Source organism: Gemmatimonadaceae bacterium (assembly GCA_019752115.1).
Lineage (GTDB): Bacteria > Gemmatimonadota > Gemmatimonadetes > Gemmatimonadales > Gemmatimonadaceae > Gemmatimonas.
The window spans coordinates 180320-200726 of sequence record JAIEMN010000045.1 but is presented as its reverse complement, the minus strand read 5'-3'; the positions used below and the strand labels follow the sequence as shown (position 1 = coordinate 200726).

Annotated in this window: 20 protein-coding genes; 13 read left to right on the top strand and 7 right to left on the bottom strand. The window is 67.9% G+C overall.

Annotated elements, in window-relative coordinates; translation table 11 throughout:
- Positions 1-26: 26 nt before the first annotated feature.
- From K2R93_18750 to K2R93_18735, 4 genes are read right to left on the bottom strand one after another with little or no spacing between them, the layout of a single operon-like run.
- Positions 27-1343, bottom strand: coding sequence for a dipeptidase (locus tag K2R93_18750; protein ID MBY0491887.1), 1317 nt, complete (start codon positions 1341-1343; stop codon positions 27-29).
- A complete protein-coding gene (locus K2R93_18745; protein MBY0491886.1) occupies positions 1337-2095 on the bottom strand; it encodes a hypothetical protein in 759 nt (252 codons plus the stop codon). The genes K2R93_18750 and K2R93_18745 overlap by 7 nt, the downstream gene beginning before the upstream one ends.
- Before the next feature lie 27 nt (positions 2096-2122).
- Positions 2123-2662 (bottom strand): GNAT family N-acetyltransferase, encoded by a 540-nt coding sequence (locus K2R93_18740; GenBank protein ID MBY0491885.1) that lies wholly within the window; start codon positions 2660-2662, stop codon positions 2123-2125.
- A 19-nt stretch (positions 2663-2681) separates the two neighbouring features.
- Complete coding sequence (locus K2R93_18735; protein ID MBY0491884.1) at positions 2682-3170, bottom strand: DUF411 domain-containing protein; 489 nt, start codon at positions 3168-3170, stop codon at positions 2682-2684.
- Between the two features lie 244 nt (positions 3171-3414).
- Here K2R93_18735 and K2R93_18730 point away from each other — a divergent pair, with 244 nt between their 5' ends.
- The 11 genes from K2R93_18730 to K2R93_18680 all read left to right on the top strand — a co-directional run bounded on the left by K2R93_18730 (position 3415) and on the right by K2R93_18680 (position 14857).
- Positions 3415-5157 (top strand): methyl-accepting chemotaxis protein, encoded by a 1743-nt coding sequence (locus tag K2R93_18730; protein ID MBY0491883.1) that lies wholly within the window; start codon positions 3415-3417, stop codon positions 5155-5157.
- 212 nt (positions 5158-5369) lie between these two features.
- Positions 5370-7622 carry a cytochrome-c oxidase, cbb3-type subunit I gene (gene ccoN / locus K2R93_18725; protein ID MBY0491882.1) on the top strand — a complete coding sequence of 751 codons (2253 nt, stop codon included), beginning with the start codon at positions 5370-5372 and terminating at the stop codon, positions 7620-7622.
- On the top strand, positions 7622-7816 hold the full coding sequence (locus K2R93_18720) for a cbb3-type cytochrome c oxidase subunit 3 (GenBank protein ID MBY0491881.1): 195 nt from the start codon (positions 7622-7624) through the stop codon (positions 7814-7816). The genes ccoN and K2R93_18720 overlap by 1 nt, the downstream gene beginning before the upstream one ends.
- A gap of 3 nt (positions 7817-7819) precedes the next feature.
- Positions 7820-8392 carry a c-type cytochrome gene (locus tag K2R93_18715; GenBank protein MBY0491880.1) on the top strand — a complete coding sequence of 191 codons (573 nt, stop codon included), beginning with the start codon at positions 7820-7822 and terminating at the stop codon, positions 8390-8392.
- A 23-nt stretch (positions 8393-8415) separates the two neighbouring features.
- Entirely contained in the window at positions 8416-9822 is a 1407-nt protein-coding gene (gene ccoG / locus K2R93_18710) for a cytochrome c oxidase accessory protein CcoG (protein ID MBY0491879.1), read from the top strand.
- Between the two features lie 7 nt (positions 9823-9829).
- The gene (locus K2R93_18705) at positions 9830-10348 is read left to right on the top strand and encodes a FixH family protein (protein MBY0491878.1); all 519 of its coding nucleotides are present in this window, start codon (positions 9830-9832) and stop codon (positions 10346-10348) included.
- The gene (locus tag K2R93_18700) at positions 10345-11082 is read left to right on the top strand and encodes a sulfite exporter TauE/SafE family protein (protein MBY0491877.1); all 738 of its coding nucleotides are present in this window, start codon (positions 10345-10347) and stop codon (positions 11080-11082) included. Before K2R93_18705 ends, K2R93_18700 begins: the two co-directional genes overlap by 4 nt.
- Positions 11072-13552, top strand: a complete 2481-nt coding sequence (locus K2R93_18695; GenBank protein MBY0491876.1) for a heavy metal translocating P-type ATPase — start codon at positions 11072-11074, stop codon at positions 13550-13552. The genes K2R93_18700 and K2R93_18695 overlap by 11 nt, the downstream gene beginning before the upstream one ends.
- On the top strand, positions 13549-13692 hold the full coding sequence (ccoS, locus tag K2R93_18690) for a cbb3-type cytochrome oxidase assembly protein CcoS (protein ID MBY0491875.1): 144 nt from the start codon (positions 13549-13551) through the stop codon (positions 13690-13692). Before K2R93_18695 ends, ccoS begins: the two co-directional genes overlap by 4 nt.
- Before the next feature lie 165 nt (positions 13693-13857).
- Complete coding sequence (locus tag K2R93_18685) at positions 13858-14082, top strand: hypothetical protein (protein ID MBY0491874.1); 225 nt, start codon at positions 13858-13860, stop codon at positions 14080-14082.
- 64 nt (positions 14083-14146) lie between these two features.
- Positions 14147-14857 (top strand): J domain-containing protein, encoded by a 711-nt coding sequence (locus K2R93_18680; GenBank protein ID MBY0491873.1) that lies wholly within the window; start codon positions 14147-14149, stop codon positions 14855-14857.
- A 141-nt stretch (positions 14858-14998) separates the two neighbouring features.
- Here K2R93_18680 and K2R93_18675 read toward each other — a convergent pair whose 3' ends face one another.
- On the bottom strand, positions 14999-16294 hold the full coding sequence (locus tag K2R93_18675; GenBank protein ID MBY0491872.1) for a universal stress protein: 1296 nt from the start codon (positions 16292-16294) through the stop codon (positions 14999-15001).
- Positions 16295-16438: 144 nt separating this feature from the next.
- On the opposite strand from K2R93_18675, the gene K2R93_18670 reads away from it, so the two are divergent.
- Positions 16439-17305, top strand: coding sequence for a protein phosphatase 2C domain-containing protein (locus K2R93_18670; GenBank protein ID MBY0491871.1), 867 nt, complete (start codon positions 16439-16441; stop codon positions 17303-17305).
- Positions 17302-19566, top strand: a complete 2265-nt coding sequence (locus K2R93_18665; GenBank protein ID MBY0491870.1) for a protein kinase — start codon at positions 17302-17304, stop codon at positions 19564-19566. Before K2R93_18670 ends, K2R93_18665 begins: the two co-directional genes overlap by 4 nt.
- Here the strand turns inward: K2R93_18665 and K2R93_18660 are convergent.
- The gene (locus K2R93_18660) at positions 19563-20066 is read right to left on the bottom strand and encodes a nucleotidyl transferase AbiEii/AbiGii toxin family protein (GenBank protein ID MBY0491869.1); all 504 of its coding nucleotides are present in this window, start codon (positions 20064-20066) and stop codon (positions 19563-19565) included. The genes K2R93_18665 and K2R93_18660 overlap by 4 nt on opposite strands.
- Entirely contained in the window at positions 20023-20358 is a 336-nt protein-coding gene (locus K2R93_18655; protein MBY0491868.1) for a ribbon-helix-helix protein, CopG family, read from the bottom strand. Before K2R93_18655 ends, K2R93_18660 begins: the two co-directional genes overlap by 44 nt.
- Positions 20359-20407 lie beyond the last annotated feature (49 nt).

Sequence of the window (20407 nt, the reverse complement as noted above, 5' to 3'; positions counted from 1 at the left end):
GATGACGGCGTGCTGACGGCGTGTGATTACGGCGTGATCTTGCGATCGAGCTGCTGAATGGTCTTGGTGGACGCCGGCCGTTCCTTCTTGAGACGCGCCGACACCGCTTCGGCGCGCTCGAGGACGCGCAGCACATTGCCGCCGGCCACGCCGGTGATCTCGGCGTCGGTCCAGCCGCGCTTCACCAACTCGGCGAGCAGATCCGGATACTTGGAGACATCCTCGAGCCCCTTCACGGTTTCGGTGATGCCATCGTAGTCGCCACCCATGCCAACGTGTGCGGCGCCCGCGACCTGCTTGATGTGATCCATATGGTCGGCCACATCGGCAATCGTGGCCATCGGCGTGGGATGCGACTCGCGCCACGCCGCCACCGCCTTGAACTGCGCATCGTTGTCGTTCGGGAACTTCTTCGCGATCGAATCGCGCATGGCGGTGAGTGCCTTGTCGTAGTCGGCGACCGCCTGCTTCACGAAGCCGGGCACGAACGTCACCATCACCACACCGCCATTCTTGGGCAGGCGGGCGAGAATGCTGTCGGGCACGTTGCGCGGCACATCCGTGATGGCGCGCGAGCTCGAGTGCGAAAAGATCACCGGCGCTTCGGTGGTGGTGAGCGCGGCGCTCATCACCCCCGGGCTCACGTGCGACAGGTCCACCAGCATGCCCAGCCGGTTCATCTCGCGCACGACTTCCTTGCCGAACGGCGTGAGCCCGCCGTGCACCGCCTTGTCATTCGCGGCGTCGGCCCAATCGAGCGTCACGTTGTGCGTGAGCGTCATGTAGCGCGCGCCGAGATCGTAGTACGCGCGCAGCGCGCCCAGCGAATTCTCGATCGCGTGGCCGCCTTCCATGCCGAGCAGCGAGCCGATCTTCCCCTGCGCATACGCCTTGCGCACGTCAGCGGCGGTGAACGCCGGCATGAAGACGTCGGGATACTTGGCAATGATGCGCTTGGCGATATCGATCTGCTCGAGCTGCACGCGGGCGTATCCCGAGTCGCGAATCTCCCCCGGGATGTAGACCGACCAGAACTGCCCGCCCACCTGCCCTTTGCGCAGCCGGGCGATATCGGTCATGCCGCGCGTCTGTCGGCGCAGGTTGTACGCCTCCACATCGCGCGGCGTCTCCTTCTCTTCGCGCAACGCCCACGGCAGATCGTTGTGTCCGTCCACCAGCGGCGAGGTCCGCAGCAGCTTGCGCACATGCGCCACGCGCGCGGCAAGAGAAGAGTCCCGATACGGCTGCGCGGCCTTCTGCGCCCCCGCCGTCGCGGTGAACCCACCACCCACAACCAAGAACCCGAAACCCAGAACCGATCGGTTCAACACCCGCCTCAGCATCCCAGTCGCTCCAGGTAATGCGGCAGCATCTTCCTCCACCACGGCCAGTCATGATTCACATCATGCCCCCACAGGTCGAAGATGTGGCCAATGCCCTTGCGGTCGAGCAGATCGTGGAACTCGCGCGTGCGCTCGGGCTTCTCGTACGCGCCCTGCCCGCTCACGATCGCAATGCGGGAGTGGTGCCGCAGCTGATCGAGGCTCCACCCCTCGAGGTTCGCCACGTACCACATCGGGTTGTTGAAGTAGCAGTTGTCGTCGCTGTAGCCCTTGAAGTAGCTGACCGCGAGATCGAAGAACCCGCTCATGCCGATCACGCCGCCAAAGAGATCGGGGCGACGGAAGAAGGCGTTCGCGGCGTGGAAGCAGCCGAAGCTCGCGCCCGTCGTGATCGCGCGTGCGCCGCCGTCGCCGCAGGCATGCCGGATATACGGCACGACTTCGTCTTCGACGTACCGCGAGTAGAGCGCCTGCCGACGCGCCGCTTCGGGGACCGGGAGCGACCGATCCATCCAGGCGAGGCGGTTGATGCTGTCGATCGAGAAGACGCGAATGCGCCCCTGCTGCAGCAGCGGCTCGATCGCCTTGATCAGCCAGAAGCGCTCGTTCTCGAGGAAATCGGCGGCGGCGGTGGGGAAGAGCAGTACGGGCTGACCGCGCCAGCCGTACTGCACGATGGGCATCTCAAGGCCGAGGGCCGGGCTGCGCCAGCGATCGATGCGCTTGGGCAGATGGGGATCAACGAAGTGCATCCCATAAGCTCGCCCCGGAGGGCGAGCCTACGCCAGCGCTTTCGTAAAGCAGAACTTCCGACCGATCGACAGCTCGGAGCGCGAGATCGACCGGTAGCGCGCGATCTTCTCGGGGTAGATCTCGATGCTGGTGAGCGTGTACCCCATCTTGAGGAACAGCTGCTCGGCCAGGGAGATCGCGAAGAGCTCATCGTGCCCCCGCTCCCGCGCCAGATGCTCGGCGGCGGTGATGAGCACCTGCCCGAGCCCCTTCCCCTGACAGTCGGGTGCGACCGCCAGCGAGACGAGCTCGACCAGCGAGGGCGAGTACTCGTCCAGCGCCACCTGCCCCAGAATGCTCCCGTCCTCGCCGCGGATCACCTGATAGTCCTGCAGGTGCGCCGTCACGAACGCCTCGCTCCGCCGCAGCGTGAGGCCATCGGGCGCGTACAGGTTGTTGAGCGTGACGATCGCCGGGATGTCGCGCTCCTCGGCGTGGTGCACCAAGACCCCGCCAATGGTGAGCGGGGCCGGTGGGGGCGGTTCGTGAACGACCTCGACGTCCGCGTCGGCGCGGGCGTCCAGCATCGCATCGCTCACGGGCGGCTCAGCGCGTCGCGTAAACGCGCGTCTTCCCCGATTTCTCGAAGAGAATGACGTCGTAGGGCGGCTGCGGCCCGGGCTGCTGCATGCCGGGCGCCTTGTTCGGCATCCCCGGCGCGGCCAGGCCGCGGGCGTTGGCCGGCTTCTCGGTCAGGAGCTTCACGATGAGATCAGCCGGGACGTGTCCTTCGACGACGTAGGTCCCGACCCGTGCCGTGTGGCAGGAGCCGAGCGCCTCGGGCACGCCGAAGGACGCCTTGACCGTCTGCATGTCCGAGGTGTCATGCGACTTTACGGTGAAGCCGTTCTTCTCGAGGTGTTTCACCCACTCCTTGCAACAGCCACAGCCGGCATCTTTATAGACGTTGACCTCCGGCAGGGGGGCCGCCGCCGCAAGCAGCGGGCGGGCCAGGGCGCCACCGGCCACGAAGGCCGCGGCCGTTCCGAGAAAGGCGCGGCGGCTCTGCGCGGCGCCAAAGGCAGGAGTGTGCATGGGCGAAGTATATCGCGAGCGGCGCGGAGAGGTACCGGAGAATACCTGACATCGGCGTGGGAGACCTTTCGGGGGATTTCGGACTCACGAGTCCGCCGTTTCGTCCAAAATCTTGACAAAGCGGCTCCCCGCCCGCTGCCGACACTCTCAGCCGGTCGGGATGCTTGCCCGGCCGTTCGAACCGGCGACGCTGTCGGCCATCTGATGTTCCGCGGACCCGTCTGTCCGCCTCGCCGTGATTGCCATGGCTATGCAGTCTGTCCTCGGTCGGAGCCGCGTTGGCGCCGACCGTCTCCTTGGTGTGGTCCTCCTTGCCCATCTGCCGGTCGCCCTGCTCCTGGGGGCGATCTACCAGGCGTGGACGTCCGCCCTCCTTGTGGGCGGCCCCCTGGCGCTGGGCGCCTTTGCCCTCTCCCGCGCGCGCGCTGGCGCCCCCCTCACGCGCCACCTGCTGGCGGTCGCGTTCATGGGGTTCAGCGCCCTGTTCATTCATCAGTCGCGGGGGCTGATCGAGCTCCACTTCCACGTCTTCGCGTCGCTGGCCTTCCTGCTGGCCTACCGGGATTGGAAGGTGCCGGTCGTCGCGGCCGGGGTGATCGCGGTGCACCATGTGCTCTTCCACGTCCTGCAGCTGAAGGGTGTGGGCGTCTACCTGCTGAACCACAGCCAGCACGGCACGATGATCGTGGCCGTCCACGCGGCGTTCGTCGTGTTCGAGACGGCGGTGCTGGTGTTCCTGGCGCGTCAGCTCGAAGCGGAAGCGACCCAGACGCAGGCGGTGTTCGAATCGCTGGACGCGCTGGGCGAGGGGCGGACGGATGTGGTGCCGGCCGGTGAGGGGGTGGCGGCGGCGCTCCGCACGGTCATCGGGGCGGTTGAAGCGCTCGATGTGCACGCGGCCGAACTCGGGCACGCGGTGGCCGAACGCCGGGCGATGCGCCAGACGAGCGACCGGATCCTGCAGGGCACCTTTGGGTCGGTGGCCGCCCGGATGACCGAAAGCGCGGCGCTGGTCGAAACGCTGCGCGTGCAGAACGACGCCACGCAGGAGGGGACCCGTCGGTTCCTCGCGGCGCTCACGCCGATGGTGCGCGCGATGCGCGACGGCGATCTGTCACGGGCCCTGGGTACCGGGTACGGTCCGGAGTATGATCGCACCGCTGCCGACATGAACGAGGCAGTTGAAGGCCTGCAGAGCGCCATCAGCAAGCTTCATGCGTCCGCCGAGCAGATTGACGGGGCGGCCGGCGAGATCGCGGCCGGGTCGGATGCGCTGGCCCGGGTGACCTCGGAGCAGGCAGCCACGCTGGAGCAGATCACCGCCAGCCTCGCCGAACTCGCGAGCCTGGGGCAGTCCACGGCGTCGAATGTTCGCGAGGCGCAGGCCACCACCCACAGCGCCAGCCAGTCCGCCCAGGCCGGCGTGTCGGGGATGGAGCGGCTGCTGACCGCCATGGAGCAGACGAAGACGGCGGCGCGGGAGACGGCCAAGATCGTGAAGACGATCGACGAGATCGCCTTCCAGACCAACCTGCTGGCGCTCAACGCCAGTGTGGAAGCGGCGCGCGCCGGCGATGCCGGCCGTGGCTTTGCGGTCGTGGCCGACGAGGTCCGGGCGCTCGCGATGCGGGCGGCCGACGCGGCGCGGACCACCGCCACCCTCATTGAAGAGGCCGTGCAGCGTGTCGAAGGGGGCGCCGCCATCTCCGGCGAGGTCGGCGTGCAGCTCGGCGAGGTCGCCCGCCAGATCAGCAGCGTGCAGGCGGTCATGCAGGAGATCGGCAACGCCGCGAGCTCCCAGCAGGAGGGGCTCGCCCAGATCCGCGACGCCGTGACCAGCCTCAACGGCACGGTGCAGCAGGCGGCGGCGAACGCCGAGGAGTCGGCCAGCGCCGCCCACGAACTGGCTGCCCAGGCCGAAGCCCAGATGGGGCAGACCGGGCGGTTTGTGGTGGCGCCGAGGGGAGGGGTGGCGAAAGCCGCGTAAGACCCAAAACGCACAACCAAAAACCCGGCACCCTGAACTGATCAGTTCAGGGTGTCGGGTTTTTGGTCGTGGGTCCTGGGTTTTTCAATTCTCCCCCACCGTATCGGGTATTCCCCGACGCTTTCCCAAGAGCCTCCCGACTCAGCCAGCGGAGTCCACGACCTACACTCTCCGGCAACGTCCCACACTCCCCCTTTGCCCGAGGGCAACTGATGACCCCCGCTACCAGCGCGGCGCCGGATGCGGCCGTGCCGCGTGCGTCGGCCGCCACGCTCGACCGCTTCTCGTACGATGACGACATCGTGCGGAAGTTCCTCTTCGCGACCCTGATCTGGGGCGTGGTGGGGATGACGGTGGGGCTGCTGATCGCACTGCAGCTCGCCAACCCCTTCTTCAACTTCAATACCCAGTACCTGGCGTTCGGCCGGCTTCGCCCCCTCCACACGAACGCGGTCATCTTCGCGTTCGCCGGCAACGCCTTCTTCATGGGCTGCTACTACAGCACCCAGCGCCTGCTCAAGGCGCGCATGTTCTCCGACGCCCTGTCCCGGTTCCACTTCTGGGGCTGGCAGGCGATCATCGTCTCCGCCGCGCTCACGCTCCCCTTCGGCTTCACGCAGGCCAAGGAATACGCGGAGCTCGAGTGGCCCATCGATATCGCCATCGCGGTCGTGTGGGTCGTCTTCGCGGTCAACTTCTTCGGCACGATCGTCAAGCGGCGCGAACGCCATATCTACGTGGCGCTCTGGTTCTACATCGCGTCGATCGTCACCGTCGCCATCCTGCACATCTTCAACAACCTGTCCATGCCGGCCGGGGCGCTGAAGAGCTACAGCATCTACGCCGGCGTGCAGGACGCCTTCATGCAGTGGTGGTACGGCCACAACGCCGTCGCGTTCTTCCTCACGACGCCGTTCCTGGGCCTGATGTACTACTTCATGCCCAAGGCCGCCGAAGGGCCGGTGTTCAGCTACAAGCTGTCCATCCTGCACTTCTGGTCGCTGGTCTTCATGTACATCTGGGCCGGCCCGCACCACCTGCACTATACCGCGCTCCCTGAGTGGGCCTCCACCCTCGGCATGCTCTTCTCGGTGATGCTCTGGGCGCCGAGCTGGGGCGGCATGATCAACGGCCTCCTCACGCTGCGTGGCGCGTGGCACAAGGTGGCGCAGGATCCGATCCTCAAGTTCTTCGTCGTCGGCGTGACGGCCTACGGCATGTCGACGTTCGAAGGCCCGATGCTCTCCATCAAGAGCGTCAACGCCCTCGCCCACTACACCGACTGGATCATCGCGCACGTGCACACCGGCGCGCTGGGCTGGAACGGCTTCATGACGTTCGGCATGGTGTACTGGCTGCTGCCGCGCCTCTTCCAGACGCAGGTCTACAGCAAGCGGGCGATGGAGCTGCACTTCTGGATCGCGTCGGTGGGTATCGTGCTCTACGTCGTGGCGATCTACAGCGCCGGCGTGACGCAGGGGCTCATGTGGCGCGCGTTCGATGAAACCGGGCGCCTGCAGTATCCCGACTTCATCGAGACCGTGCTCAAGCTGATGCCGATGTACTGGATGCGCGTGGTGGGTGGCGCGTTCTACATCACCGGCATGGGCATCTTCGGGTGGAACATCTTCAAGACGTGGGCCACGCGCCCGGCCAAGTACGAGGTGCCGGTCATCGAAGCGGCGCCGCTCGCGCCCAAGTACGTCGAAACGCACCCGGTGACGCCGGCCGCCACCGCGTGGGGCCGCTTCAATCAGGTGCAGTGGCATCGCGCCTGGGAGCGCGCGCCGATGCTCTTCACGGTGCTCACCGTGGTGGCCGTCGCTGTGGCGTCGCTCTTCGAGATCCTGCCGACGTTCCTCATCAAGTCGAACGTGCCGACCATCGCGAGCGTCAAGCCGTACACGCCGCTCGAGCTGGCCGGCCGCGACATCTACATCAGCGAAGGGTGCTTCAACTGCCATTCGCAGATGATCCGCCCCTTCCGCTACGAGACCGAGCGCTTCGGCGAATACTCGAAGCCCGGTGAGTCGGTGTACGAGCATCCGTTCCTTTGGGGCTCGCGCCGCATCGGCCCCGATCTCGCGCGTGAGGGCGGCAAGTATCCGAACCTCTGGCACGTGCGGCACTTCGAGAATCCGCGCGCCGTCACGGCCAAGTCCATCATGCCGGCGTACTCGCACTTCCTCACCGAGCCGCTCGACTTCGACGTGATCCAGAAGCGCGTCGATGCGATGGCGATGGTGGGAGTGCCCTACGGCGACGCCGTGAACAAGGCGCCGGCTATGGCGCGCGCGCAGGCCAAGGACGTCGCCGCCGCGATCGCGTCGGAGGGCGGTCCGAAGGGACTCGAAGACAAGAAGATCGTGGCCATCGTGGCCTACATGCAGCGGCTCGGCCGCGACATCAAGGTCACGGCGACGGCCTCGGCGCCGGCCGTCGGCCGCAGCGGTGGGAGCCACTGATGAAGCTCTCCGACATCATGGCGGCCGCCGGCCTGTCGTTCTACGCGCAGGTCGCGCTGGTCCTCTTCCTCATCGTCTTCGTCGCAATTGCCATTCGCACCTTCCTTCCTTCGCGCAGCCGGGAGCTCGATGAAGCGGCCCGGCTGCCGCTGGAGGATGGACCGGTGCTTCGCCCCAGCCTGCAGGAGCGCTGATCCATGGCCGGCCCAACCAACGACAACATGCAGGACAAGCTGCTGGATCACACCTACGATGGGATCCAGGAGTATGACAACCCCATGCCGCGCTGGTGGCTCAGCACCTTCGCCGGCACGATCATCTTCTCCGTCATCTACTACTTCAACGTGGGCCCCATCGGGATCGGCAAGGGGCGCATCGCGGAGTACGAAGCGGACATGAAAGCCTATGCCGCGGCGCATCCGGCGCCCACCGGCGATATCTCCCCCGACCAGCTCAACGCGCTCATCGCCGACAAGAGCAAGGTCGAGGCCGGTAAGGCCGTCTTCACCACGACCTGCGCGTCGTGCCACGGCCCCGATGGCGGGGGGCTCATTGGTCCCAACCTCACCGACAAGTTCTGGATTCATGGCGGCCAACCGGCCGACATCTACAAGACGGTCGTGAACGGCGTGCTCGAGAAAGGCATGCCCAACTGGGGCAAGATCCTCAAGCCCGATCAGGTCCAGGCCGTGACCGCGTATGTCGTGTCGCTCAAGGGCACGACGCCCGCCAACCCCAAGGCACCGCAGGGAACACCGGTCGAGCCGTGACGCAGACTGCAGCACCCCCAAGCGTGGGGAGACGGGTTCTCCCCACGCTGAACGAAGACGGCAGCCGCCGCTGGATCCGCCCCAAGCCCTCACACGGCAAGTGGTGGCAGCGGCGGCAGGCGGTCGCCTACTTCCTCATGGCGATCTTCTTCGCCGCGCCGCATCTGCGCATCTTCGGCAAGCCGGTCTTTCTCATGGACCTGCCGCGCCGTCAGTTCACGCTGATGGGCTACACGTTTCTGCCCACCGACACGCTGCTGTTCATGTTCACGCTGGGCAGCGGCGTGATCGGCATCTTCCTGCTCACCGCCCTCTTCGGCCGCGCCTGGTGCGGCTGGGCGTGCCCGCAGACGGTCTATCTCGAGTTCCTCTTCCGCCCCATCGGCCGCTGGTTCGATGGCGGCTACACGCAGTCGCGCGCGCTCGACAAGCAGGGCGCGTGGTTCACGCCGCGTCGCATCGGGAAGTACGTCACGTTCTTCCTCATGGCGCTGCTCGTGTCGCACACGTTCCTCGCCTTCTTCGTCGGCACCGACCAGCTCTATGACTGGATCCTGCGGCCGCCCGCGGAGCATCCGAGCGCGTTCTTCTTTGTCGTGCTCTTCACCGGCATCGTCTGGTTCAACTTCACCTACTTCCGTGAGCAGACCTGCCTCATCGTCTGTCCCTACGGCCGCTGGCAGTCGGCGCTGATCGACCGGCAGAGCGTGATCGTCGCCTACGACTACAATCGCGGAGAGCCGCGCGCCCTGGGCGCGAAGAACCGCGACCCCAACGCCGGCGACTGCATCAGCTGCAACGCCTGCGTGCAGACGTGCCCCACCGGCATCGATATCCGTAACGGCCTCCAGATGGAGTGCGTGCACTGCACGCAGTGCATCGATGCCTGCGACGAGATCATGACGAAGATCGGCAAGCCCACGGGGCTCATCCGCTATTCGTCGCAGGACGAGATCGCCGGCCAGCCCAAGCACTTCCTGCGCCTGCGCACGGTGCTCTACCCCATCGTGCTCACCATCCTGCTCGGCGGGCTCGGGACGGCGATGTTCCTCAAGGAACCGGCCGATCTCACCGTGCTGCGCGGCCTGGGCGATCCGTTCACCGTCGAAGCCGACGGGCGCATTGCCAATCAGCTGCGCATCAAGATCACCAACCGGCGCGGCGATCCGATGGCGTACACCATCGTCCTCGACAGCCTGGGGACAACGGGGGCGCGCGCGGAGGAGATCACCGTCGTCACCCCCGACAACCCGATGCAGATCGCGTCGGGTGCCACCAAGAGCACCACCGCGTTCGTCCTGCTCCCCGCGCGCGCCTTCGCGGCCGGGGAGAAGTGGATCTGGATCTCCGTGTCCGACGCGCGTGGCTACCACGAAACCGTGAAGTACCGCCTGCTCGGACCCACCGGCGGCGTCACGCCCAGCAAGTGAGCACCCCATGAAACCAGGCATGGCATGGCCGGTTGGTGTCAGCGTCATCCTTGGCCTCACGGTCGCCGCGAATCTCTGGGTGATGAAGGTCGCCAACAACGATCCGTCGTTTGCGATCGAGCCCGACTACTACAAGAAGGCGGTGAACTACGACTCCACCATGGCCCAGCAGCGGACCAACGCCACGCTCGGCTGGATCGTCGGCACGCAGTTCGCGCCGATCGGCAACGGGAAGGCCACGCAGCTCACCGTCACCCTGCGGGATGCGCAGGCGGTGCCGCTTACGGGAGCCCACGTCGCCATCATGACGCGCTTCAACGCGCGCGCGAACGACACGCTCACGGCGGTACTGACCGAATCACAGCCCGGGCTGTACACCGCCGCGCTCCCGATCGCGCACAGCGGCGAGTGGGAGGTACGGGTCGACGCCACGCGCGACGGAGCGAAGTTCTCGTCGAGCACGCGCGTCACCGCCGTGCGCGAAGTGGCCGCGTCGCCGGCCAACTCCGCGGGTTCGCTGCAATGATCACCACCACTGCCGGCGTGCTGGTCGCCAGTCTGGTCGGCAGTGTGCACTGCGCCGGCATGTGCGGCGGTTTCGTCTGCTTCTATACCGGATCGTCTCCCGGTACCGAAGCCGCCGCGCTCCGGGCGCATGCGATGTATCACGCCGGTCGGCTGACGTCGTATCTCACGCTGGGTGCCGTTGCCGGCCTGGTGGGCGCCCAGGTCGCGCAGGCGGGTGCGCTCGTGGGCGTGAGCCACGCCGCCGCGATCGTGGCCGGTGTGCTCATGGTTGGCTGGGCGCTCAGCACCATCGCGGCGCAGCGCGGCGTCGCGGTCGGGCGCTTTGCCGTGGGGGCGCCCGCCGCGCCCGAGGCCTGGCAGCGGGCGCTGGGCCGCGTGCTGCAGGCCGTCCGCTCGCAACCCATGAGCGTGCGCGCCGGAATGACCGGCCTCTTCACCACCCTGCTCCCGTGCGGCTGGCTGTACGTGTTCGTGGCCACCGCCGGCGGCACCGGCAGCGTGCGCACGGCAATCGCCACGATGGCCATCTTCTGGCTCGGCACGGTCCCCGCCCTGCTCGCCGTGGGCGTCGGAGCGCAAAAGCTGCTGGCCCCGTTCCGCCGCCGCCTCCCCGCCTTCAGTGCGGTGGTGGTGCTCATCATGGGCCTGCTCTCGATGTCCGGACATCTCACCACGGCGGCCGATCACGCGTCGCACCTGATGGCGCAGGAGGCGATGCACCATGAGCACTGAGGCGATGCGACTCGCGACGCCGGCGGTCGCCGCACCCGCCGACGTCGCCTGCGCCCACTGCGGCCTGGCCGTGCCGCCCGGACTCGTAGAACACGGCGCCGAGCGGCAATTCTGCTGCACCGGCTGCCACACGGCGTTTGCCATTCTGCACGAGCACGGACTCGACAGCTACTACGGCTTCGCTGAACGTCGGGAAGCGCCGGTGCGCGCCACCGGCCGCTCGTATGAGGAGTTCGATCACCCGGCGTTCAGTGCGCTGTACGTGCAGGCGCTGCCCAACGGCCTCGCACGCACCGAGCTCTATCTCGAAGGCGTGCACTGCGCGAGTTGCGTGTGGCTCGTCGAACGCGTGCCGCTGCTGCAGGCCGGCGTGGCCCGCGCCGAGCTCGATGTGCGCCGCTCGCTCGCCGCGGTGGAGTGGGATCCGGCCGTGGTGCCGCTCTCGGCGATTGCGCGCGCGCTCGATACGCTGGGCTATCCGCCGCACCCCTTCCGCGGTGTGGCGCGCACGGAGATGCGGCGCAAGGAAGACCGGGCGATGCTGGTACGCATCGGGATCGCCGGCGCCATCGCGATCAATGTGATGCTGGCCGCGCTAGCGCTCTATTCGGGCGAAGTGAACACGATGGAGGCGCAGTACACGCACTTCTTCCGCTGGATCAGCTTTGCGCTCATCGTGCCGAGCTTCTGGTGGCCGGGGCGCGTGTTCTTCACCGGCGCACTGGCCTCGGTGCGGACGAAGTCGTTGCACATGGATCTCCCCATCGCCATCGCGCTGGCGGCGGGGTTCGTGCGCGGCGCCATCAACACGGTGACCGGCACCGGCCCGGTCTACTTCGACGGGCTGGCCATTCTCATCTTTGCGCTGCTCGTGGGCCGCTTCCTGCAGCAGCGGGGCCAGCGACTGGCGGCCGACGCCGCGGAGCTGCTGCACGCGATCGCGCCGAGCACGGCCCGCATTGCCGACGGGGAGCAGGTACGGGAGATCCCCGCCGAGGCGCTGCTCCCCGGGATGACGCTCGATGTACGAGCTGGCGACACGTTCGCCGCCGATGGCGTCATCGTGCGTGGGCATTCGAGTGTGAATGCCGCGCTGCTCACCGGCGAATCGCGCCCCACGAGCGTGAGCGAAGGCGCCACGGTCTTTGCCGGCACGCTCAACGTGGAAGCGCCGGTGCGGGTGCGCGTGGAGCAGGCCGGCGAGACGAGCCGCATTGCGAAGCTGCTGCGTCAGGTGGAAGAGAGCGCCCAGCGCCGCGCGCCCATCGTGCAGTACGCCAACCGGCTCGCCGGGATCTTTACCGCGATCGTGCTGGTCGCGGCAGCGCTGACGTTCGTGATCAAGGCGCAGCTGTCGCCGAGCGTTGCGCACCATGCGCTCGATGACGCCATCGCGCTGCTCATCGTGACCTGTCCGTGCGCGCTGGCGCTCGCCACGCCGCTCGCGATCACGGTCGCCGTGGGACGCGCCGCCGGCAACGGCATGCTCATCAAGGGCGGCGATGCCCTCGAGCTGCTCGCGACGCCGGGGACGCTGGTGCTCGACAAGACCGGGACCATCACCGAGGGACGCACCGCACTGGTGGCGTGGCAGGGCGCCGAGTGGGTGAAGCCGCTGGTCCTCGCGCTCGAGGAAGGGTCGTCGCATCCGTTGGCCGATGGCTTCCGCCGCGCGTGGGCGGGGCTACCGGTCCCGGTGGTGACCGCGTCGCGCCACGTGGCGGGGGGTGGCCTTGAGGGGGAGATCGACGGGCGGGTGGTGCGCATCGGCTCTCCGCGTTTTGTGGCCGACGGCACATCCCAGGTCGATCCCCTGATTGGCGCGTCGCTCGACGCGGTGGACCGGACGCTGACGCCGGTGCATGTCAGCGTCGATGGCGTGCTCGTTGCAGTAGCGGGGATGGGCGATCGTGTGCGTGAAGACGCCGCCAGGTCGCTCCAGCAGTTGCGGGCACGCGGGTGGCGGACCGTGATGCTGAGTGGGGACACTCCCGATGTGGTGGCATCGGTGGGTCGGGCGCTCGGGTTTGCCGCGCAAGACGCCATCGGTGCTGCTTCCCCCGAAGACAAGCTCGCGTTCATCGAGCGCGCGAAGCAGCAGGGGACGGTGGTGATGGTCGGCGACGGCGTGAATGACGCCGCGGCCATCGCGGCGGCGCATGTCGGCATCGGCGTCCACGGCGGCGCCGAAGCCTGCCTCGCCACGGCCGACATCTATCTCACGCGCCCGGGACTGTCCGCGCTCGTGGAGCTCACCGAGGGCGCGCGGCGTACGATGCGCGTCATCCGCCGCAACATCGCCTTCTCGGTCGCGTACAATCTCCTGGGGGCCGGCATGGCGGTCTTCGGCGTCCTCACGCCGCTCATCGCCGCCATCCTGATGCCCACCAGCTCCATCACCGTCGTACTCGGCTCCTGGTACGGCCACACGTTTGCGCGCCCGACCTCGCGCGCCGGAGGTGCCGCATGAGCGTGATCTTCATCGTGCTCCCCCTCGCCCTGCTCATCGTGGGCGGCGCCGTCGCCGCGTTCGTCTGGAGCGCCCGGAGCGGCCAGATGGATGATCTGGAGACGCCGGCGGTGAGGATGCTGCACGATTCCGACCGCTAGGACACCAAAAACCCACAACCCAACCCACAACCCAGAACCAAAAGCCCGAAACCCAAAACTGATCAGTTAAGGGTTTCGGGCTTTTGGTTCTGGGTTGTGGGTTTGCCTGCGGATGAGCCCGCCGCCGCCAGTTGTCCCCGCGGGCCGAGCCGCCAACTTTGTACCATGCCTCACACCCCCTCCCACCAATCCCACACCGGGCCGGAGCGGCGCCATAACCCGCGGCTCCGCGAGCTGGTCGATGAGATGCTGGCCTCCATTCGGGCCGCCGCCAATGTCGAGCTCTGGTCGCCCGAGGAACGGGCGCGCTATGAGGAGGACATGGAGCGCATCATGGCCAACGTCCGGTCCCAGGCGTTCCACGGCAGCAAGCGCGCCCGGCTGGATTAAGGGCCGTTCAGGCTAGCGGCGACCGCTTCGTGCCGTTGGTCCCGTCCGGCGCGTCTATTCTCACGTGAACCGCCGGAATTACTACCGCGTGCTGCATGTGCAGCCGGATGCCCCCGCCGAGGTCGTGCGGGCGGCGTATCGGGCGCTCATGGTCAAGCATCACCCCGATCAGGGGGGCGACCATGATCAGGCCGTCCTGCTGAACGAAGCGTGGGCCGTGCTGGGCGACCCCGTCCGCCGCGCCGCGTACGATGAAAAGCGCGCCCGCGCCGGCCATAAGCCGCGCACCGGCGCCGAAGCCCGCGGCTCGGCGGCGCCGCCGCCACCGCCCCGTCGGGACACGCCGCCGGCCAGTGCGCCGAATGTCCGCACCTGCCCCTTCTGCGGCGGCGGCAATCCCGTCAGCGAGCTCGCCTGCCTGCGCTGTGAGGTCCCCCTCACCCGCGTGCGCCCGGCGGCCCCCACTGCCGGACCGTCGGGCGACGACCGCCGCCGGCTCCCGCGCGTATCCCGCGCCGACTGGGGCACGATGAAGCTCCAGTGGCAAGGCGACGCGATCGACATCCGCCTCCGCAATCTGTCGCTCGAAGGCGTGAGCTTCTTCTCCGGCGCGCCGCTCGTCCCGCGCTCGCGCATCCGTCTCACCGCCGCCGCGTTCGACGCGGTGGTCGATGTGATCCGCTGCGAACGGAGCGGCAATATCTATGTCGCGCAGGGGGCGTTTGTGACGGTGCGGTTTGCGGCGAAAGGTGGGTTTGTCTATACCACGGCGTGAGTGGTGCGTGGTGAGGAACCCCCGAGAGTTCAGGGGGCAGAACGTCAGGGGGGAGAGCTCAGGACTGCCGCAGTCCTGAGCTCTCCCCCCTGATGCCTCCCGCCTGAGCTCTCAGGGGTTGCTATCCGCCCACTAGGTCTATCACTCCAGCATTACCAACGTCATCCCCCCCTCATGCGCGATCTTGAGCACCTGATCGCGCCCATGTCCGTCCGTCACCAGCTCCACGGTGAGCACGCCCGGCACGATGTGCGACAGGTGTGCGCCTTCGAGCGAGGACGCGCCGAACATCAGGGCGAGATCCCGGGACTGCGCGTCGAACGACAGCCCGACCAGCGGGAGGTGATGGCCGAGCGGCTTGATGCCGATGGCCCGCTGGCTCACCTCCACCGTGCAGCCGCGCCCGGTGTTGCGCACACTCAGCTCGAACAGTTCCGCGTCGAGCCGCTCCATCGAGAGCACGCGGGTGCAGTCGTTGAGGGCGGTGGCCTGAGCCCGCGCGGCGGCCAGCGTGCGCGCACTGCCCGGCACGCAGAGGAGTGAGCAGGGAGCGCTGCGGACAAGTTCCGCCGCCACGCTGCCCAGCACCATGCGGCGCAGGAAGCCATAGCCGTGGGTCGCCGTGACCATCAGGTCGGCTTCGGTGGCGGTGAGATGGTCCACAAGCCGCGTCGACGCGTTGCCGTCGAGCAGCAGCGAGGTGAACTGCATCCCGGGCCGCGCGAGTCGTTCTATCAGTTGCGCGAAGCTCGCCGCCGCCTGCTCGCGATACTCCCGAGCGAAATCGCGCAGCACCGGCCCGCTGTCGGTGAGCGTGGGCGCCACGTGCACCAGCTCCACGTGGGCATCCGGCGCCACGAGGTCGAGCGCGACCTGCGCGGCGTAAATGCTGAACACGCTGAAGTCGGTGGCGATCACGATGCGGCGGGGCAGCGCTTCGAGGGTGCGCTCCACCGCCAGCACCGGCGTCTCGCCCAGCTGCAGCAGGCGCAGCACCGATTCACCGCCGAGCACGCGCTCGAGCAGGCCGTGCCGCCCGCGCCCGACCACGATGAGTCGCGCGTCATGCGCTTTGGCCAGGTCGAGAATCTCACGGACCGGATCGCCGGTGCGCACCGTCACCGGCCACGGCGCGGCCGCCGGCACGAGGCGGGCCATCTGCGATTTCACCAGCGTCTCGCGCCCTTCGAGGACCTCAGGCGTGGGCACCACTGGATAGGGGACGGCATCGAAGGCGTACGTCGGCATCGCATTTGGACGGAGCGCACTGATGACCTGCACACTCGCGCCGGTGTGCAGCGCGAGGGCGCGAGCCATCGGGAATGCGGCATCCGATGCCGGGCTCGCGTCGCTGGCCACGAGCAGCGGGCCGGTCGGGGTCAGGACGGGGTCGAAGCGACTCAGGAACTCCGCGGAGCGGGTCGTGGTGGCGGTCATCTGCGCCTCCTTGGGGGGGAGCTGCACGATGCCGCTATGGGACGGGCGGCGAAAGCAGGAAAGTCTGCACACCGTGTAGGGGAGGGCTTTCCCCCCGCCGTATCCGTCTGCAGTTTGGGCCATCCTGTCTTTGAAGATGGTGCCATGAGCGTGCTGCCGAACCCACCGCGTCGTCCGCGTGACGACGAAATCGACGTCTGTGGCCTCTCCCACGCGGGAAAGGTCCGACGAGAAAATCAGGATCACTTCCTGATCGCGAACATCCATCAGCGCATGCAGGTGCTCAGCAGCAACCTCGTCAATGATGGCGAGAGCCTGCCTGACCACCCGCAGCGGCTCGCGCTGCTGGCGATGATCGCCGATGGCGTCGGCGGGGGTGTCGGCGGCGCCGAGGCGAGCGCCATCGCGCTGCAGGCCACGATGCGCTACGTCGAAAGCAGCCTCACCGCGTACTACGGCTCGGCGGATGGTCAGGGCGAATTCACCGCACTGCTTCAGGCGGCCGCGCAGCGCGCGCATGAGGCCGTGCGGGCCCATCGCGACGATCGCGGCGTGGCCGGCACCATGGCGACCACGCTCACGATGTATTTCGCCGTCTGGCCGTGGTATTACCTCCTGCAGGTGGGCGATTCGCGCTATTACGTGTGGCGCGACGGCGTGCTGCGGCAGATGACGCGCGACCAGACGATGGCGCAGGATCTCGTCGAAAGCGGCGTGCTCAGCGAAGCCGACGCCGCCCGCACGCCGCTGGCCCACGTCCTCTCGAGCGCGATCGGCGCCGACAAGTCGATGCCGGTGGTGACCAAGCACGCGTTCGACTGGAACAACCGCCACCTGCTCTGCTCGGACGGCCTCACCAAGCACGTCACCGATGCGCGCATCGGCGAGATCCTCGCGACGATGACGAGCGCGAAGCAGGCCGCCGAGCAGCTGCTCCAGGAAGCGCTGGACGGCGGTGGCAGCGACAACATCACCATCATCGTGGGCAAGTCCACGCCGCGGGACGCGTGATCGAGGCATTACGCACGGCGTTGGCTGGGCGGTATGACCTCCAGCGCGAACTGGGCGCGGGGGGCATGGCCACGGTGTATCTCGCGCAGGACGTGCGGCATGGACGCGAGGTGGCGATCAAGGTCATGCGGCCGGAGATCGCGCAGTCGGTGGGGGCGGAGCGCTTTCTGCGCGAAATTCAGCTCGCCGCCCGCTTGAGTCATCCGCATATCCTGCCGCTCTTCGATTCCGGCGACGCCGACGGCATGCTGTACTACGTGATGCCGCGCGTACGCGGCCGCTCGCTGCGCGATCGGTTGGATGAGGTGGCGGTGCTGCCGGTGCCGGAAGCCGTGCGCGTGGCGACCGAGGTCGCGGAGGCGCTGCATCACGCGCATGCGCACGGTGTCATTCACCGCGATATCAAGCCCGAGAACATTCTGCTGCAGGACGGGCACGCACTGGTCGCCGATTTCGGCATCGGCCGCGCCGTGGGCGAGTTGGGAGGCGAGACGCTGACGCAGGCGGGCGCGAGCCTGGGCACGCCGACCTACATGAGCCCCGAGCAGGCCGTGGGTGATCCGGTGGACGGCCGGAGCGATCTCTACGCGCTGGGCTGTGTGCTGTACGAAATGCTGGTGGGCGAACCGCCGTTCACCGGGCCGACGGTGCAGGCGGTGATCGCGAAGCGTTTCGTGCAGACGCCGGCCGACGTCGCGGGGCTGCGAGAGGGGATTCCCAAGCCGGTCGCCCGTGCGGTGCAGCGCGCGCTGGCGCGCACGTCGGTCGATCGCTTCGAGACCGGTGCGGCCTTCGCCGAGGCGCTGCGGGCTCCGGATGAAGCCGTGGCGCAGGCCGAAGAGCGGTCGATCGCGGTATTGCCATTCGCGAATCTCAGTACCGATCCCGACAACGAGTTCTTTGCCGATGGTATCACCGAGGAAATCCTCGGCGCGCTGGCCCAGAATCGGGAGCTGCGGGTGGCGGGGCGGTCGTCGAGCTTTGCCCTCAAGGGCAAGGGCTTCTCTGCCGAGGAGGCGGCCACGCGGCTCAAGGTACGGACCGTGTTGGAAGGATCGGTGCGACGAGCCGGCACGCGCGTGCGCATTGCCGTACAGCTGACCGATGCGTCGCGCGGCTACCAGATGTGGAGCGAGCGGTACGATCGCGACGCGGCCGATGTGTTCGCGGTGCAGGACGAAATCGCGCGCGCGATCGCCGGAAAGCTGGACGTGACGCTGGCGCGGCCGGCGGAGGCGATTGCGCAGCGCGGATCCACCGACTTGGAGGCCTACGACGCCTACCTCAAGGGGCGGGTATTGCTGGCGCGCCGCGGTGGCGCGGTGCACGAAGCGATTCGGTGCTTCGAGTACGCGCTTGCGCGCGATCCCGATTTCGGTCTCGCCTGGGCGGCGTTGGCCAACGCGTACGTCGTTCAGGGATACTGGGGGAATGTCGATCCCGCGGCGGTCAGTGGCCGCGTCCGGGAAGCGGTGAACAACGCTGTGCGACTCGCCCCCGGCGCCGCTGAAGCCCACGCGATCGAAGCGATGGCATCGCTCATGTTCGAGTGGAAGATTGACGCGGCCGAGCAGGCGTTTCAGCAGGCGATGGCGCTGGATCGGAACTACCTGCAGAGTGGCATGTGGTACTGGCAGTTCCTTCGAGCGCACATGTACGGCGAATGGGACCGCGCGGTCGCCGCGATGATCGCAATCGTGGAGCGCGACCCTCAATCAGCCATCATCGCCGGCGCCGTGGCGGTCCTGCTGGGCACCGCACGACAGGGTGATGAGGCGTTGCGATGGGTCGAACGAGCGGCCGCGCTCGATGCGAATGCCTTCCTGACGCACTTTGGGCGGCAGGTCGCCCATCTGGCGCGGCGCGACTACGACGCCGCCATCCACGCGAGTCAGGCCGCGCTGCTCGTCTCCGGCCGTCAGTCGAATGCGTTGTGCATGCTCGGGCTGGCACGCGCCGGCAGCGGCGACCATGAGGGCGCCCGGGATATCCTCAACGAAATGTTCGCGCGCGAGCGGCGGGAGTTCATGCCGTGCACGAACATGGCGGCGTTGGCGGCGGCCATTGGTGACCCCGAGCAGGCGATGCGCCTGGTCGAGACGGCCCTCGCGAGAAAGGAACCCACGTTGCTCGCGAACATGCTTGGCTGGCCCGGCTTCGAACCGCTGCAGCGCATCCCGGCGTTCGACGAAATCGTTCGCCGGGTGGGACTGCCGGGCTATGGCCGCTACCCGGTGAATCCGCTCGATCGGCCCACCTAGTTGCTGGCACCTCGGGCCCGCACGATCTCCAGTAGCACCAGCACATCCGCCATATCCTGCGGTCGCCCCGTCTGCTTGGATGCGATCAGCAGCGGGAGTGAGATCGTCGGCACCGGCACGCCGTCCACGTCGAACACCACGATATCGCGACTGGCGTCGTCCCAGCGCACGTTCCACGCGCGGGTGAGGACATCGACGTTCGGCGTATCCCCGATCATCGTGACCCCGCGCGCGAGCAAGGACTCGGCGTCCACCTCGCGTGCCACGCCGAAGGGCAGTGCGGCGAGCGCGTCCAGCACGCGCGTGGCGTTCTCGAACGTCGGTTCGATGAGCACATCGATATCGCGCGTCGCTCGCGATGTCCCCCAGAGCTGCATGGCCGTCGCGCCGACGACCATATAGTTCGCCTCGGCGGCATTGAGCAGCGCGCAGACGCGCGCGACGCGCGCCGTGGGTTCACTCACGCGCGCGCTGCCGCCGCCAGGCGGCGAACTCGGCATACGTCGCGAAGGTGCGCGGGGCGCTGGTTGGCGCGGTCCCGCTCGGGCCGAGCGTAACGACGTCCGCCTCCCCTTCACGGACGCGGTCGGATGCCGACAAGCGGAGATCCCGCGCCAGCTGCGCCTGGCGCGACGCATCGAGCGCCTGACTGAGCTGCTCAAAGGCCACGAACCGCCGAAGCGCCTCGCTCAGGACCCAGCTGCGGGACCGGCCGAGCCGCGCGGCGAGGGCGTCGGCCGCGGCCAGGTCGTCCGGCGGGATCGTGATGGCGATCTTGGCGGCTTTGGTCATACTGAATCATACCACATCATACCACATCGGGCAATCGGCGACGTCCCCG

Excerpts from the sequence above, each read along its gene's own strand:
- K2R93_18750 (MBY0491887.1), bottom strand. The coding sequence starts at position 1,343 with ATGCTGAGGCGGGTGTTGAACCGATCGGTTCTGGGTTTCGGGTTCTTG.
- K2R93_18745 (MBY0491886.1), bottom strand. The coding sequence starts at position 2,095 with ATGCACTTCGTTGATCCCCATCTGCCCAAGCGCATCGATCGCTGGCGC.
- K2R93_18740 (MBY0491885.1), bottom strand. The coding sequence starts at position 2,662 with ATGCTGGACGCCCGCGCCGACGCGGACGTCGAGGTCGTTCACGAACCG.
- K2R93_18735 (MBY0491884.1), bottom strand. The coding sequence starts at position 3,170 with ATGCACACTCCTGCCTTTGGCGCCGCGCAGAGCCGCCGCGCCTTTCTC.
- K2R93_18730 (MBY0491883.1), top strand. The coding sequence starts at position 3,415 with ATGGCTATGCAGTCTGTCCTCGGTCGGAGCCGCGTTGGCGCCGACCGT.
- ccoN (MBY0491882.1), top strand. The coding sequence starts at position 5,370 with ATGACCCCCGCTACCAGCGCGGCGCCGGATGCGGCCGTGCCGCGTGCG.
- K2R93_18720 (MBY0491881.1), top strand. The coding sequence starts at position 7,622 with ATGAAGCTCTCCGACATCATGGCGGCCGCCGGCCTGTCGTTCTACGCG.
- K2R93_18715 (MBY0491880.1), top strand. The coding sequence starts at position 7,820 with ATGGCCGGCCCAACCAACGACAACATGCAGGACAAGCTGCTGGATCAC.
- K2R93_18705 (MBY0491878.1), top strand. The coding sequence starts at position 9,830 with ATGAAACCAGGCATGGCATGGCCGGTTGGTGTCAGCGTCATCCTTGGC.
- K2R93_18700 (MBY0491877.1), top strand. The coding sequence starts at position 10,345 with ATGATCACCACCACTGCCGGCGTGCTGGTCGCCAGTCTGGTCGGCAGT.
- K2R93_18695 (MBY0491876.1), top strand. The coding sequence starts at position 11,072 with ATGAGCACTGAGGCGATGCGACTCGCGACGCCGGCGGTCGCCGCACCC.
- ccoS (MBY0491875.1), top strand. The coding sequence starts at position 13,549 with ATGAGCGTGATCTTCATCGTGCTCCCCCTCGCCCTGCTCATCGTGGGC.
- K2R93_18685 (MBY0491874.1), top strand. The coding sequence starts at position 13,858 with ATGCCTCACACCCCCTCCCACCAATCCCACACCGGGCCGGAGCGGCGC.
- K2R93_18675 (MBY0491872.1), bottom strand. The coding sequence starts at position 16,294 with ATGACCGCCACCACGACCCGCTCCGCGGAGTTCCTGAGTCGCTTCGAC.
- K2R93_18670 (MBY0491871.1), top strand. The coding sequence starts at position 16,439 with ATGAGCGTGCTGCCGAACCCACCGCGTCGTCCGCGTGACGACGAAATC.
- K2R93_18660 (MBY0491869.1), bottom strand. The coding sequence starts at position 20,066 with ATGCCGAGTTCGCCGCCTGGCGGCGGCAGCGCGCGCGTGAGTGAACCC.
- K2R93_18655 (MBY0491868.1), bottom strand. The coding sequence starts at position 20,358 with ATGACCAAAGCCGCCAAGATCGCCATCACGATCCCGCCGGACGACCTG.